Source organism: Asticcacaulis sp. (genome assembly GCF_035497195.1).
GTDB lineage: Bacteria > Pseudomonadota > Alphaproteobacteria > Caulobacterales > Caulobacteraceae > Asticcacaulis.
Genome location: NZ_DATJDZ010000031.1, coordinates 206,472 through 220,028, shown reverse-complemented (window position 1 = coordinate 220,028; position 13,557 = coordinate 206,472). Strand labels below are relative to the sequence as shown.

General features: G+C 58.8%; 15 protein-coding genes. 6 read left to right on the top strand and 9 right to left on the bottom strand.

What is annotated here, in order from left to right; genetic code table 11:
* Positions 1-7 precede the first annotated feature (7 nt).
* The 8 genes from VL130_RS18740 to VL130_RS18705 form a co-directional block, all read right to left on the bottom strand.
* Complete coding sequence (locus VL130_RS18740) at positions 8-415, bottom strand: DUF6491 family protein (RefSeq protein WP_325365409.1); 408 nt, start codon at positions 413-415, stop codon at positions 8-10.
* Positions 416-418: 3 nt separating this feature from the next.
* A complete protein-coding gene (locus VL130_RS18735) occupies positions 419-841 on the bottom strand; it encodes a DUF6491 family protein (protein ID WP_325365407.1) in 423 nt (140 codons plus the stop codon).
* 25 nt (positions 842-866) lie between these two features.
* The gene (locus tag VL130_RS18730; RefSeq protein ID WP_325365405.1) at positions 867-1,313 is read right to left on the bottom strand and encodes a DUF6491 family protein; all 447 of its coding nucleotides are present in this window, start codon (positions 1,311-1,313) and stop codon (positions 867-869) included.
* 60 nt (positions 1,314-1,373) lie between these two features.
* Positions 1,374-3,173, bottom strand: a complete 1,800-nt coding sequence (gene mnmC, locus VL130_RS18725; protein WP_325365403.1) for an FAD-dependent 5-carboxymethylaminomethyl-2-thiouridine(34) oxidoreductase MnmC — start codon at positions 3,171-3,173, stop codon at positions 1,374-1,376.
* A gap of 79 nt (positions 3,174-3,252) precedes the next feature.
* Positions 3,253-3,438 (bottom strand): hypothetical protein, encoded by a 186-nt coding sequence (locus VL130_RS18720; RefSeq protein ID WP_325365401.1) that lies wholly within the window; start codon positions 3,436-3,438, stop codon positions 3,253-3,255.
* Between the two features lie 89 nt (positions 3,439-3,527).
* Complete coding sequence (locus VL130_RS18715) at positions 3,528-3,740, bottom strand: hypothetical protein (protein ID WP_325365399.1); 213 nt, start codon at positions 3,738-3,740, stop codon at positions 3,528-3,530.
* A 290-nt stretch (positions 3,741-4,030) separates the two neighbouring features.
* Entirely contained in the window at positions 4,031-4,912 is an 882-nt protein-coding gene (gene motA / locus VL130_RS18710) for a flagellar motor stator protein MotA (RefSeq protein WP_325365397.1), read from the bottom strand.
* A 90-nt stretch (positions 4,913-5,002) separates the two neighbouring features.
* Complete coding sequence (locus tag VL130_RS18705) at positions 5,003-6,322, bottom strand: lytic murein transglycosylase (protein ID WP_325365395.1); 1,320 nt, start codon at positions 6,320-6,322, stop codon at positions 5,003-5,005.
* A gap of 254 nt (positions 6,323-6,576) precedes the next feature.
* On the opposite strand from VL130_RS18705, the gene ykgO reads away from it, so the two are divergent.
* From ykgO to VL130_RS18675, 6 genes are all read left to right on the top strand, one after another.
* Entirely contained in the window at positions 6,577-6,702 is a 126-nt protein-coding gene (gene ykgO, locus VL130_RS18700) for a type B 50S ribosomal protein L36 (protein WP_090644072.1), read from the top strand.
* 199 nt (positions 6,703-6,901) lie between these two features.
* Positions 6,902-7,180 carry a DUF2312 domain-containing protein gene (locus VL130_RS18695; RefSeq protein WP_018079863.1) on the top strand — a complete coding sequence of 93 codons (279 nt, stop codon included), beginning with the start codon at positions 6,902-6,904 and terminating at the stop codon, positions 7,178-7,180.
* Positions 7,181-7,254: 74 nt separating this feature from the next.
* Positions 7,255-7,638, top strand: a complete 384-nt coding sequence (locus VL130_RS18690) for a hypothetical protein (RefSeq protein ID WP_325365390.1) — start codon at positions 7,255-7,257, stop codon at positions 7,636-7,638.
* Positions 7,635-8,648, top strand: coding sequence for a hypothetical protein (locus VL130_RS18685; protein WP_325365388.1), 1,014 nt, complete (start codon positions 7,635-7,637; stop codon positions 8,646-8,648). Before VL130_RS18690 ends, VL130_RS18685 begins: the two co-directional genes overlap by 4 nt.
* 43 nt (positions 8,649-8,691) lie before the next feature.
* Positions 8,692-10,065 (top strand): MFS transporter, encoded by a 1,374-nt coding sequence (locus VL130_RS18680; protein WP_325365386.1) that lies wholly within the window; start codon positions 8,692-8,694, stop codon positions 10,063-10,065.
* Complete coding sequence (locus VL130_RS18675) at positions 10,062-12,398, top strand: GH36-type glycosyl hydrolase domain-containing protein (protein ID WP_325365384.1); 2,337 nt, start codon at positions 10,062-10,064, stop codon at positions 12,396-12,398. The genes VL130_RS18680 and VL130_RS18675 overlap by 4 nt, the downstream gene beginning before the upstream one ends.
* On the opposite strand, the gene VL130_RS18670 is transcribed toward VL130_RS18675, so the two are convergent.
* Positions 12,395-13,504: a lactonase family protein gene (locus tag VL130_RS18670; RefSeq protein WP_325365382.1), complete on the bottom strand. Its 1,110-nt coding sequence runs from the start codon at positions 13,502-13,504 to the stop codon at positions 12,395-12,397. The genes VL130_RS18675 and VL130_RS18670 overlap by 4 nt on opposite strands.
* Positions 13,505-13,557 lie beyond the last annotated feature (53 nt).

Here is a 13,557-nt window from a genome sequence, read left to right as displayed (position 1 = left end):
TTTTCATTTAATGCGCCTTCTTATAGGCCAGCGTCTCTTCCTTGGTTAGCGGCTCGACCGTATCCACCATGCAGCGCATTGGCACAACGGTCGTAATATCGCCGGTTATATCGACATCGAGCGGACCGCAGATGCGCGAAGTGCCGCGATATTCCATCTTGATGGCTTCGTTCTTCGTCATGCACGGGCCGGTCATGTGCATCACCAGCGAATTACCGCTGCGGTCGGTCAAAAGCAGAGTCTGGCGGTCAATCACTGTCGAATTTTCAAGCGGCGACGAAACACACTGTGCCGACGACACCGAACGCACACCGGGATTGGGCTTGCGATCCGCCTGAGATGTGGCCGCGCAGCCTACGGCCACGATAGCCAGAGCCGCCGACGCCCCTGCCATAATCAGTTTGGGATTACGCATGACTTAGTTGTCCTTATCGAGAAGTGCCGCCGCCTCGCGGGTGATCGGCTCGACACTGTTGATCAGGCACTTTACCGGACGCTCGCCATTTTCCGAACGCAGGATCATGGCGTCGTGCGCCTTACATATCTGGTTCGAGCCGTTGAATTCAAAACCGATCTGCGAGAAGTCGGTCATAGATTTACAAGGCCCGCCGATATCCATCTTGTACGGATTGCCCCAGGTATCATAGACCAGCAGAGTATGGTCATCGACGACATGCTTGCGGCCAATATTGCGCCCATCAAGACACTTAGGGGTTACGCGCGTCTGCGCGGTTGCCCGATCACCGCCAGCGGGTGCCGTGCTGGCGCAGGCCGTCACAATCAGACCACCGGCCATCAGGCCCGCGATCGCAAAACCTGCCAGATAAGTTTTTTTCGCCATCATCATACTCCCTTTATGTCTTTGATTATTTGAGCTTGTCGGCTTTAGGTTTGACGCCATAGGCCACCGCCTCTTCCGGCGTCAGGTGACGCACGGCCTGAATCGGGCAGGTCTTGAGCGGCCGGTCGCCCATGTCGCTATAGACAATCTCGCCATCAAACGGGCCGCAAATGTCGTTCAGACCACTGCCGCGCGACTTGATGCCGATGTGGAAACTTGAGTCCAGGCCGATGCAGGCCGGCATCATGGTCAGTTCATAGGCTTCATTCCAGTTGGAAATGATGATGATCTTGTCATCTTTTTCCGTCTGGAAACTGCGCACCTGAGAGGAATCGAAGCACGCCCTCGGATCACGCGCCGGTTTATTGTCGGGCGCGGGGCGTCCGGCCGACATGGCGAGTGCGACGCCAGTCACGGCTATAACACCCAACCCGGCAGCGAAAAGGGCGGCGATACAGGTCGACTTCTTCATGACAACACCTCTTACGATAAGTGGTAGGCTCTCGAAGCTGAACGCGGGATGAACGATCTATTATACGCTGCCGGACCGCAAAAGGCGTCGCGGATCGAGCAAATTTTTTGCGATCAGCGGCAGGGCGGACGGTACGCCTGTAATATGATTTAGCAAGGCCTTCGCCAGCAGGGGCGCCAGACAGAAACCGCGCGCCCCCAGGCCAGTCAGCAGATAGATGCCGTCGTCCGCCGGCCCCACGACCGGCAGGTAGTCACGCGTCATGACACGAATGGAGGCACGGGATCTGAACGGTCCATTGGCGATACGCGCGGCACGGTCCGGCATGGCCCTGGCGAGACTGTCGAGATTGCGCCCACGATCAGCCGCGCGCACCTCCGTGCCGCGATCCTCACGTTCATGCGTCGCGCCAAAAAGGAAACCGTCGGCCAAAGGAATGGCATAGCCGCCCCAACTCAGCGCGCTTGCCAGAGGCGTGGGATCGGTCACGATTTCCAGCTGTCCGCGCACGGGCCGCAGATCATAGCGCGCCCGGTAATCCGCCAGGTCGAAGATGCCGTCTCCGCAAGCGAAAACGAGGGCGTCATAGCCCGCATGAACCGTTCCCGCAGCGGTTTCGAGTTCATAGCCCAAATCTGAATGCCTGTATCCGGCGATCTGGCCGGATATGGCGGCTTGCGATCCCAGCAGCGCCTGCAAAATCCCGGACGGCTTCACCCACAGGGCCGTATTCAGGGAAATGCCGGCGGCGTCTGACATGTCTGGCGCTTCCCCCGCCGTGAACAGGCTGAGGTCTCCCGCGGCGAAGCGGGCTTGCCGAACGATCCGTTCATAACGCGAGGCGTCCTTTGGCGTCGCCACGCATTGCTGCACCCCCTCCCCCACGATGGCTTGCGGACACAGGCGGCGATACAGCGCCGTGGCATAGGCGAAGGCATCGGCGAACAGGGCGGATATTTCATTGTCACCAGCGTCAAGGCGCGGCGTTACCAGGGCAGCGGCATTGCCAGAAGCGCCGGCGCCAACCGCATCGCTCTCGAACAGATCGACTTCCAGCCCCAATTGCCGCGCTTCATAAACCAATGCGCAGCCCGCGATACCGGCGCCGATAATGGCCAGCTTTTTAGGACGCGTCACAGCCGATGGTGTCTCGCCGGTGAATACCGCTTCCAACCGCTCGCGCTTGCGGCCAAAGCCGGGGCATTTCTCGACGGCGAAGCCCGCTGCCTGAAGTCCGCGCCGGACAAACCCCGCTACGGTAAAGGTGGCCAGGCGCGCCCCCCCCTGCGTCCGGTCGGCGATCAAGGCGAAGACATCATCCGCCCACATGTCGGGATTGAGCGCCGGCGAAAAACCGTCGAGAAAGACGGCATCGGCCTTGCCCTCCCAGGCAGTCAGGGCGGCGCGGACATCCATCAAGCCCAAGCTCAGCCTGACGCCCCATTGAGGAAAATCCATATAATGAAACCCGCGTCTGGCTTTTGGCCATTGCGCCAACAAAGCTTCCGTAAAGGACGCCAGTTCAGGCCACGCGGCCAGCGCCTTGCCGGCATCCACGGCGCTCATCAGAAAACCTTCAACGGAGAAGATATGCAGATGCCCGCCGGCTGGCCGGGTCTGCGCCCATAACGCCATGACGGCAGCGATATTCAGGCCAGTGCCGAACCCCAGTTCCAGCAGAGCAAAATCACTTTTCCCGGCCCAGATGTCCGGCATATGGCAGCCGGTCAGGAAAACCGCACGGGATTCGCTCAGGCCATCCTGCAACGAATAATAGATATCGCCGAATCGGCCGGAGCGCGGCGCGCCATCTTCGGCGAAATAGAGTTCGGGGTCGTTAGATGAGATGGGGGATGACATAGGGCATCCCTACAGCAGGCAATAAAAAAGGGCCACCCAAAGGCGGCCCTTTTCATATCAAATGCCCGAAGGCGAATGATTAGGAAGAAACGGCTTCCGAAGCAGCTTCCGAAGCAACAGCCGATTCAACGACGGCTTCCGAAACGGCGGCTTCCGACGAAGCAGCAGCTTCTTCGGTAGGGGCCTTCGGGGTGCAGGCGGCGACGGACAGAGCAGCGCCGGCAACGGCAGCGATCAGAGCGATACGAACGATCTTGGAGGTCATGGATCAATTCCCTTTGATAGTTTAAAGGCACAGGACCATTCCTGAACCTATTGCCGAGGATGTTTGCGCACCCCCGTCAAATCTTGTGATTAGGAAGCAGCCGAGGCTTCGGCGGTGGGCGAAGCCGCGACAGCGGCGTCAACAACAGCCGACGAATCGGTGGCATCAGCCGGAGCGGCTTCAGGCGCCATTTCCGAAGCAGCGGTTTCTTCAGTGGCGACAGGCTTTTGGCAGGCGGCAACCGACAGAGCGGCGACAGCGGCAGCAGCGACCAGAACGGTACGAACGATCTTGGAAGTCATGCGATCAGATCCTATTGTCTAACATTAGAGCGCCAGGAACTGATACCTAGGCCCGAGCCTTTTCATACCTATTTTGGCCGAGTCCCGCAAGAGCTTATTTCACAAAACTGTGATCACCGCGGTGGTCAAACACGTCTTTTTCACCAAAAGTGAGGTATTTTCGACGCTAAACGCCCCTGTTAATCAGTATTAACAGGAAAACAGACCGAAAAATGTGATGGTAAAGCCGTCCATCAGCCCCCTCTGACAAGACGGCACGGCTTGCTGATTCAAAGCCGGAAAATGCGTCGTCATGCCGCCTGTGGCGCTTCAGCCGGAATATTGTTGAGAGATTCTTCCATTTCCAGGAACGTCGGTTGCATGGGCGATGGAATGCTGCCCCGGCCGATTTCCACCGAGATTTGCGCGGCGTTGCCGTGCAGGTGCGCCACCAGGACTGACTGGATGATCTTGTAGAAAGATGAATCTTCCTCGACGATCCCGCTCATGCGTGCGGAAAAAGGTCCGGCCAGGCCGTAAGACAACAAAACACCCAGGAAGGTTCCGACCAGCGCGCCGCCGATCATCGATCCCAGAATTTCCGGCGGCTCGGTGATCGACCCCATTGTTTTGACGACACCAAGAACGGCGGCGACGATACCCAACGCCGGCAGAGCATCGGCCAGCGACTGCATGGCGTGGGCCGGTTGCAGCGCTTCATGGTGATGTTTTTCGAGCTGTTTTTCCATGGCGTCCTCGACCTGATGCGGATCTTCGAGGTTCATGGTCATCATGCGCAGGGTGTCGCAGATAAAGTCGGTGGCGAAGTGGTCTTTCACGATCTTGGGGAAGCGGTTGAAGATGGTCGATTCGTGCGGCCGCTCGATATGGCTCTCAAGCGCGATGACGCCTTTCGATTTCATGGTCTTGGTCAGCAGGAACAGAAGCGAAAGCAGGTCGCGGTAATCATTGCCCTTCCATTTCGTGCCGACGAAGACCTTGACCATATCACGGCCAATGCCCTTGATGGTGGTTAAGCTGTTGGAGATCAAGGTGGCGCCGACGGCGGCGCCGCCGATAGCCATCAGTTCGTGCGGCAGGGCATGAAGGATCGGCGCCATATTGCCGCCGGAAATGATGTAGCTGCCGAACACCATAGCGAACAGGCAGACGATACCGATAATCTGAAACATTTAGATGAACACCCAGCGACTCACATATGTGAGGCGACTATGGGTATTAATCATTAAGGCAGGGTTAGCCGTTAACCGCGATTTTTAACTTTACCTGACTTCCGCCACGCCCCCCGTCATCACGAGGAACTGGTTGGCCAGATCGAAGCTGAGATAGCCATCGGCCGTCAGGTGGTTGGCCCTTTGCCATTCACGGATGGCGCTGCGGGTGCCGACGCCGATAACACCGTCGATCACGCCGGGATCGAAGCCCGCCGCCTTGAGCGCTTCCTGTGATTTGAGGCGCTGGTTGAGGCTGAGCGGCTGTTCGACCGGCCAGGGCGTCACCGGCCCCGGCTTGCCGGCGATGCCATCGGCCAGAAATCCGACCGCCAGGGCATAGGCAGTCGAGTTGTTGTATTTGCGGATAACATAATGGTTCGGCAGGGCGAGCCAGGCCGGTCCCTTCGCCCCCGAAGGCAGCAGGATGGTCGAGGCCTCCCCCGCCTCCGCCGGCTTCCAGTAACCACCATCGGCGCGTTTGACGCCCAGCGCCGCCCACTCGGTCGGCGTCTTTTTGGCGGTTTCGGCGAGATAATAATCAAAACCGACCGGCAACATGACCTCGACCGCCCATTCCTCATCCGCTTTCCAGCCGGCCTTGGCCAGCAGGTTGGCCGCAGACGCCAGTGCGTCGGAATCCGAGCCCCAGATATCCACCTTACCGTCATGATCGCCATCGACGCCAAGCCTGAGATAGTTGTCCGGCAGGAATTGCGTCTGGCCCATTGCGCCGGCCCACGAGCCTTTCAGCGTGTCGCGGCTGATGCCTGAATCGCGCAGAATCTTCAGGCAGGCGATCAGTTCGCTTTCGGCCCAGTCACGGCGGCGGCCGTCATAGGCCAGCGTCGCCAGCGCCGACACGACATCTATATTGCCCTGAACGCGGCCGAGATCGCTTTCCATGGTCCAGATGCCGCCGAGCAGTTCGGCGGGCACGCCGGAGGTGCGGACGATTTCCGGCACATTGGCATTGGCGTCGAGGCGCGCCCGCGCGGCGGCGAAACGTGAAGCGGTCACCGTATTGCGGATATAGGTGCTGGCGGGCTTGGAGAATTCCGGCTGCTGCGAATCGGACGCGGTGACGCTGGCCTGTGGTGTGACATTACTCAATACCTGCGCCACGAACATCGGGTCGAAGCCTTGCCCCGCCGCCTTGGTGATGAAGCTTTGCTTCCAGTCATCGAAGGTGGCGTTGGCCGGTAATGGCGCGGACACGACAGGCGTCGGAGTTGGCGCTTCGCTGGCCGATGAAGAACTGCCAGAAGACGAATTGGCCGCCGGCGTAACAGACGGCGCCGTTTCGGGTTGCGGCGTGGCCGTGCTGCACGCGGTCAGAATGGCGAACAGGCTGATGTAACGTAACCGCATGATGTATCCTTATAGTCCTGACTGAACAGGTAACCTCATTGCGTTCGCCTTTCCAACCCCTTAAAGACCTCACTTTGTTGTCAGAATGGTGTGACAGGCCGAAAATTGGCCGAATTCGGCAAATCACCGTTGACAATTCGGGGGCGCTCCCCTAGATACCCGCCCTCTAAACGAAGTTGGCCCACGCGTGCGACCCGGTTGTGTTGCCCTGATCCCGCTTCTTCGCAATTCATTCTAAGATCAGGTGAAAACCAATGAAAGTCCGCAGCTCGCTCAAGTCGCTCAAGGGTCGTCACCGCGATTGCAAGATCGTGCGCCGCAAGGGCATCGTCTATGTCATCAACAAGACCGATCCGCGCTTCAAGGCGAAGCAGGGTTAATCTGGTTTCGGGCTTTCGAGCCTTGACAGAATAAAACGAACAACGCTTAGAGCACCTGCGCTTTAAGCGTTTTTTCGTGTCCGAAATGCAGACGGCACTTTAATCCACAGACGAAGGCGACTTATCCTCAATCCAGCCGTTGAGAAGCTGATTCGCAACCGCTATGGTTAAGTGAAGAATTTTCACAGGATATGTTCACATGGCCGACGACGCCCCCCTCTCCTTCTCCGCCGACGACGTTATTTCAGGCGCCGCCCAAACCCGCCTGCGCACCATCATCGAGCGCATCGAACGCCTTGAAGAAGACAAGGCCGGCATCATGGGCGACATCAAGGAAGTCTATGACGAAGCCAAGGGCGAAGGCTTTGATGTCAAGATCTTGCGCAAGGTCGTTTCCCTGCGCAAGAAAGATAAAGTGAAGCGCGACGAGGAAGAAACCATCCTCGACCTGTACCTGACGGCGATCGGCGACCGCTAAACTGCTTGACGATATATCAGGCCGTCCTCATGCTGACCGTATGAGGACGGCTTTTGCATTTCCGGATGGCAGTCATGGCGTTTAAAACGCCGTCAAAAGGCATGACGCGATCCAAAGGCCTGCAAACCAAGAAGCCATTGCAGGTGAAATCCAGCTTCACCGTCAAACCGCAATCGCCACTTGATCAGATCAAGGCGCAGAAAAAAGCCCTGCAAGCGGCCACGATCCGCGCGCTCGAAAAAGCCAAACGCGAGGCGGCTGAACAGGGCGTCGAGCTATCCGAATGGGAAAATGAATTCATCGAGGGCGTAACGGAGCGGGTGAAAACCTATGGCCGTGCCTTTGCCGATCCGGACAAGGGCGCGATGAACGGCACACTCTCCCTGCGCCAGGGCATGAAGCTCAAGGAAATCCGCAAAAAAGCCCAAAAAGGCAAGGACAAGGACGACGCGCAATGACGACTTCCCGCCGCAAGCTGCTGGCCGCCTTGACCGCCACGACGCTTTGGCCTTTCACAGCCTTTGCTCAAAAGCTCCCGCAAAAGGAAGTGCTGGTCTTCTATTACGGCTGGTACGGCACGAAGGCGCGCACCGGCCAGAATATCCACTGGCTGAACCCCGATCCGGCGCGCCAACATATCGCCGATTCTCCTGATTATCCGGTCGGCGGACCGTATGACAGCCTCGATCCGGCCGTCATCGCTCGGCAAATGGTGCAGATCAAGGCCGCCGGCATCACCGGCCTGATCGTTTCGTGGTGGGGACAGACTGACCGCACCAATGATCAGTTGCGACTGATGCTTGACGCTGCGGGCGCGCAAGGGCTGAAAGTAACGGCCTATATCGAACAGGTATCCAGCGCCGGGGGCGTCGCCGCCGATACGCTTTATCTCCATCAAAAATATATGCGCCATCCGGCCTGGCTGCGACGCGATAACAAGCCGGTCATCATGTATTTCGACCGGTTGATGCAGACGATTGGCCTCGATGGCTGGCACGAGGCGCACAAACTGATCGAAAAAGACGCGCCTGACGCCATGCGCTTTATCGGCACGGCCAATACGCTGAAGGAAATCGCGGCGCGCAAGTCGAGTTTTGACGGCCTGCACATCTATTCACAGCAGTTCGAGGGGGCAGAATTCCGCCTGATCCCGGCGCTGTGGCGCGCCAGATACTACAGGGAATGGGTCAGGGCACAGCAAGGCGCCAGGGTAACGACCGCCACTATCCTGCCGGGTTATGACGACCGCCGCCTACCGGATCGCAAGGGCAAGCGCCCTGTCATCGAACGCGAGGACGGCGAGTCGTTTCGCCGGCTGTGGAAAGCCGCCATCAAGGCGAAGCCGGACTGGATACTGATCGTATCGTTCAACGAATGGCACGAGGCCAGCCAGATCGAGCCTTCGACGGCCTTCGGCACGCGCGAACTGGACACCTGCCGCGAGATGAGCGCGCAATTCCTGAAGTGACAAGGCTGTCATCTGTGCTAAACAAGGCCCAACAAAATTATAAATGTTGGGAACGATGACACAGGACGCGAAAGCCGCCGCCCCGCCGGGCTGGCTGGAAAAGATCAGCTATGGTTCGGGCGATTTCGGCTTCAATCTCTACTGGACGACGATCAGCGCCTTCCTGCTGATCTTCTATACCGACAGTTTCGGCCTCAGCGCCGCCGCCGCCGGCACCATGCTGCTCACCACCAAGCTGGTCGACGCCTTCGCCGATCCGATCATGGGCGCGGTCGCCGACCGGACCCGCACCAAATGGGGCCGCTTCCGGCCCTGGCTGTTGTGGGCCGCCGTGCCGCTGGCCGCCTCAGGTGTATTGACCTTCACCACGCCCGACCTCGATTCCACCGCCAAGCTGATCTACGCCTACGCCACCTTCGCCCTGATGATGGTCATCTATTCGATCATCAATATTCCTTACGGCGCGCTTTCCGGCGTGCTGACCAACGATCCGCAGGCCCGCACCCAGCTCAACAGTTTCCGTTTCGTCGGCGGTTTTCTCGGCGGCACCTTCGTCACCTTTATGACGCCGAAACTGGTCAAAGCGCTGGGCGGCGCCAATGAGGTGCTAGGCTGGCAACTGACCATGACGCTCTATGGCGTTATCGCCTGCGGCCTGTTCGCCACCCTGTTCCTGACCGCCCGCGAACGGGTCGAACCCATCGCTGAAAAAGCCGTCAGCCCGTGGAAGGACATTGGTGACCTGCTGCAAAACCGGCCGTGGCTGATCATGTTTGTCCTGGCTTTGGTGGTCATGGTGACGATCAGCACCCGCATGGGCGCCAGCGCCTATTACATCAAATATTACGTCGGCAAGCCGGAGCAGACCGCCGCCTTCCTGACCGTCTACGGCATGGCCCTGGCGGTGGGGTCGCTAATCACGCCCCTGCTCACCCGGTTTATCGACAAACGCCGCTTGCTGATTATCCTGATGGTGCTCGTTGGCATCCTGTCCTCAGCTTTCTTTTTTATCCCGAAAGATCAGATCGGCCTGATGTACGGTTTGCAGATCGCCATTGGCCTGTGCCTCGGCCCGAAATCGCCGCTGACCTTCTCGATGTACGCCGACTGCGCCGACTATAACGAGTACAAGACCGGCCGCCGCGCCACCGCCATGACCTTTGCCGCCGCCACCTTCTCGCAGAAACTCGGCGGCGCCCTAGCCTCGTTCGTTATCGGCAGCGTACTGGCCAGTCTTGGCTACGTCGCCAATCAGGCGCAGAGCGGCGCGTCGCAGACCGGCATCGTCCTGCTGATCAGTATCGTTCCCGGCGCGCTGGCCCTGATCGCCGCCGTCATCATGTATTTCTACAATCTCACTGACGCCCGCCTGGCCGATATCCAGACGGTCCTCGCCGAACGGAAAGCCCAATCGTGAGTTTTATTGATTTCTCCGCCGACCGCTGCATCCTTAACAACCCGACCATCCTGCCGCTCGCCGCCGGTTTTCTCTGGAACCCGCACATGATGATCCACATGACCGCGCGCGGCTTTGCCACGGCGCAGTTCATGCAGCCGGAGCCGGCGAAATATGCCCGCGCCCAGATCATGGAAGCCAAGCACTTCATGCTGCCGGAGCAAGGCACCTATGCCCACCATCCCGGCCGCTTCTTCTACGTCAAGGACCGCGAAACCGGCAGCCTGTTTTCTGCGCCCTATGAGCCTGTGCGCGCGCCGGTCGAGGGGTTCGCGTTTGAGGTCACGCCGACAGATATCCGCTGGCGCGTCGATCGCCCAGGTCTGCGTGTAGAAATCACCCTCGCCCTGCCTGTCGATGATGCCTGCGAACTGTGGGAGGTGACGCTGATCAATAGCGGCGCCCGCCCGCGCAACATCAGTTTCTATCCGGCATTTCCGCTCGGCCTGATGAGCTGGATGAACCAGTCCGCGACCTATGATGCGGCGCTGGGCGGTATCGTAGCTAACTGCGTGACGCCCTATCAGAAAATCGAGGACTACTTCAAAAACCAGAGCCTCAAGGACAAGGTGTGCCTGCTCAGCGAGCAGACTCCATTGGCCTTTGAAACCCGTCAGGCGCGTTTTGAAGGCGAAGGCGGTTTGCACAAGCCCGACGCTATCATGGCCGAACAAATGGCCGATGGCGTGGCGCTCTATGAGAACCCGATCGCCGCCCTGCAATTCGATCATGAACTGAACAAGGGCGAGCGCGTCACTCACCGTTTCCTGTTCGGGCCGGCCTTCGATGACGCCGAGATTATGCGCCTGAAAGCGACCTATTTATCCGAGGCCGGTTTCGCCAGGGCGCGCGTCGCCTATGCCGCCTATATGTCCGCCGGCGTGAAATCGATCAATATTGAGTCCAGCGATCCGCATCTCGATTCCTTCGTCAACGCCTGGCTCCCGCGCCAGGTCTATTACCACGGCGACACCAACCGCCTGAGCACAGACCCACAGACACGCAACTTCCTTCAGGACGCGATGGGCAGCGTTTACGTCAAGCCCGAAACCGCCCGCAAGACGCTGCTGAAAGCCCTCTCCCAGCAACACGCCAATGGCTCGATGCCCGACGGCATCCGTATGTATGACGGCGCCGAGTTGAAATACATCAACCAGGTGCCGCATACCGATCACAGCGTCTGGCTGGCGCTTTTTCTCGAAGCCTACCTCGACGAGACCGACGACTATGCGGTGCTCGATACATTGGTCACCGACGGCGAGACACAAACAGCCTTGCCTGTACGCGAGCGCATATCCGCCGCCAATCAATGGTTGATACAAGCGGTCGACCATCGCGGCCTGAACTTCATCGATCAGGGCGACTGGAACGATCCGATGAACATGGTCGGCTGGAAGGGCAAGGGCGTTTCCGGTTGGCTGTCCTTGGCGACCGCACACTCTTTGCGCCTGTGGTCGCAGATTCTGGAACGTGACGGCAAGGATGGCGCGGAATACGCCGAGGCGGCACAACGCTTCAACAACGCCATGAACACCCATCTGTGGGATGGCGACTGGTACGGTCGCGGCATCACCGATGATGATGTGAAATTCGGCGTCAAGGCTGATATAGAGGGCCGCATTTTTCTCAATCCGCAGAGCTTCGCCCTGATGAGCGGCGCGGCCGATGCCGATAAACAGAAACGCATGGTCGCCGCCATCGAAGACCAGATGGAAACGCCCTATGGCGTTGAAATGATCACGCCGGCCTATACCCATATGCGCGAGGATGTGGGGCGACTGACGCAGAAATTCCCCGGCGTGGCCGAAAACGGCTCAGTCTATAACCATGCCGCCATCTTTTACATTTACTCATTGTATCAGGTAAACGAATCCGAAAAAGCCTTTGAATTATTGCGAAAAATGCTGACCGGTCCCAATGATGAGGATTACCTGCGGCGCGGACAACTGCCAGTCTTCGTGCCCAACTATTATCGCGGCGCCCACCGCCAGCACCCGGAAGCGTCCGGCCGCTCATCGCATCTGTTCAATACCGGCACGGCTTCCTGGCTTTATCGCAGCGTCATCGAAGGGCTGTTCGGTCTGAAAGGCTCCCGCGAGGGCCTGCGCATCGCCCCGCAATTGCCCGCCAGTTGGCCATCGGCACGCGTCACACGACACTTCCGTGGCGCAACATTCGAGATCGACATCACGCGCGGCAAACCCGGCCTCAGTGTGGATGGCCAGGTTCTCGCCGGCGACGCGATTACTGATATCGTCGCCGGTAAGACCTATAAGGTGTTGGTGACGATCTAAGCCACCGCGCCAATAAAGACCGGTTTTGATACCGCGATCTTCTGGTCCTTCGGCGCCAGCGTGCCGTCTGCTTTGACCTCAAAAACAATGAGGTCATTGCCGTTCTGATGCGCCACGACGACGCGTTTTTGTGCTTCGAGCAACAGGAAGAAACGCGGCCAGTCGCCCAGCGTAGGCGCTATCTGTTTGAGGCTTAACGTGCCGTCCTTGCCGACATCAAAAACGACGATGCTGTTGTGGCCGCGATTGGAGACATAAAGCCGATCCACCGCCCCATTAAGCACGATATGCGCCGCCTGGCTGTGGCCCGTAAAACCTTCCGGCAAAGTCGAAAGCGTCTGGATGGTCTCGAACCTATTATTGGTTTTCCGCAACGCAATGACCGTATTGCCCATTTCGGTGACCAGGAAGGCATGGACGCCATCGGGATGAAAAACCATATGGCGCGTCCCGGCCCCGGCCGGCGCCTTGAAGGCTTCAAACGCCTGCCCCACCGCGCCGGTGGCGGCATTGAAACTATAGCCCAGCACCTGATCGGTGCCGAGATCAACGCTGTAGATATGGTCGCCATGGAACTGGACCCAGTGGGCGTGCGGCCCTTCCTGACGATCCTTGTTCGGCCCCGTGCCTGTATTCTGGCGAATGGTCGGCGGTTGTTCCAGCCCGCCTTCCGCACCGATTTTATAAACGACGATATTGCCGGACGAATAGTTGGCGACGGCCAGATAACCGCCGGTCGAATCGACCGCCGCATAACACGGGCTGTTGCCCTGACTAGAGACTTCATAGGCCTGCGTCCATGATTGATCATAGACACCGACACGCCCCTCGTCCTTCTCATTGAGGAGGTAATAATGCTTTGAAGCGGGGCTGTAGGCACCAAAGGAGGCGTTCTCGATGGCAGGCATGGCAGATCCAAGCGTCCAGCTATCGGTGGTGGCGGTATAGGTCAGCGGATAGATGCCTTTCGCCGTATCCGAACTGTAGGTGCCGACATAAAGCTTCACATCCGCCGCCTCTGCATTGGCGAACGCCGGCATGATCAGCGTTGCGGCAGTCCCCGCCAGAAATATCCGGCGATCGGGGGTAAAGGATTTGCGGGTCATGTCTGCCTCCGTTTTTATATCGAAACACCCTAGCCGAGACCTATGCACCGAGG

What these genes read in the sequence shown, in the direction of transcription:
- VL130_RS18740 (WP_325365409.1), bottom strand. Translation starts at nt 415, where the DNA reads ATGCGTAATCCCAAACTGATTATGGCAGGGGCGTCGGCGGCTCTGGCT.
- VL130_RS18735 (WP_325365407.1), bottom strand. Translation starts at nt 841, where the DNA reads ATGGCGAAAAAAACTTATCTGGCAGGTTTTGCGATCGCGGGCCTGATG.
- VL130_RS18730 (WP_325365405.1), bottom strand. Translation starts at nt 1,313, where the DNA reads ATGAAGAAGTCGACCTGTATCGCCGCCCTTTTCGCTGCCGGGTTGGGT.
- mnmC (WP_325365403.1), bottom strand. Translation starts at nt 3,173, where the DNA reads ATGTCATCCCCCATCTCATCTAACGACCCCGAACTCTATTTCGCCGAA.
- VL130_RS18720 (WP_325365401.1), bottom strand. Translation starts at nt 3,438, where the DNA reads ATGACCTCCAAGATCGTTCGTATCGCTCTGATCGCTGCCGTTGCCGGC.
- VL130_RS18715 (WP_325365399.1), bottom strand. Translation starts at nt 3,740, where the DNA reads ATGACTTCCAAGATCGTTCGTACCGTTCTGGTCGCTGCTGCCGCTGTC.
- motA (WP_325365397.1), bottom strand. Translation starts at nt 4,912, where the DNA reads ATGTTTCAGATTATCGGTATCGTCTGCCTGTTCGCTATGGTGTTCGGC.
- VL130_RS18705 (WP_325365395.1), bottom strand. Translation starts at nt 6,322, where the DNA reads ATGCGGTTACGTTACATCAGCCTGTTCGCCATTCTGACCGCGTGCAGC.
- ykgO (WP_090644072.1), top strand. Translation starts at nt 6,577, where the DNA reads ATGAAAGTCCGCAGCTCGCTCAAGTCGCTCAAGGGTCGTCACCGCGAT.
- VL130_RS18695 (WP_018079863.1), top strand. Translation starts at nt 6,902, where the DNA reads ATGGCCGACGACGCCCCCCTCTCCTTCTCCGCCGACGACGTTATTTCA.
- VL130_RS18690 (WP_325365390.1), top strand. Translation starts at nt 7,255, where the DNA reads ATGGCGTTTAAAACGCCGTCAAAAGGCATGACGCGATCCAAAGGCCTG.
- VL130_RS18685 (WP_325365388.1), top strand. Translation starts at nt 7,635, where the DNA reads ATGACGACTTCCCGCCGCAAGCTGCTGGCCGCCTTGACCGCCACGACG.
- VL130_RS18680 (WP_325365386.1), top strand. Translation starts at nt 8,692, where the DNA reads ATGTTGGGAACGATGACACAGGACGCGAAAGCCGCCGCCCCGCCGGGC.
- VL130_RS18670 (WP_325365382.1), bottom strand. Translation starts at nt 13,504, where the DNA reads ATGACCCGCAAATCCTTTACCCCCGATCGCCGGATATTTCTGGCGGGG.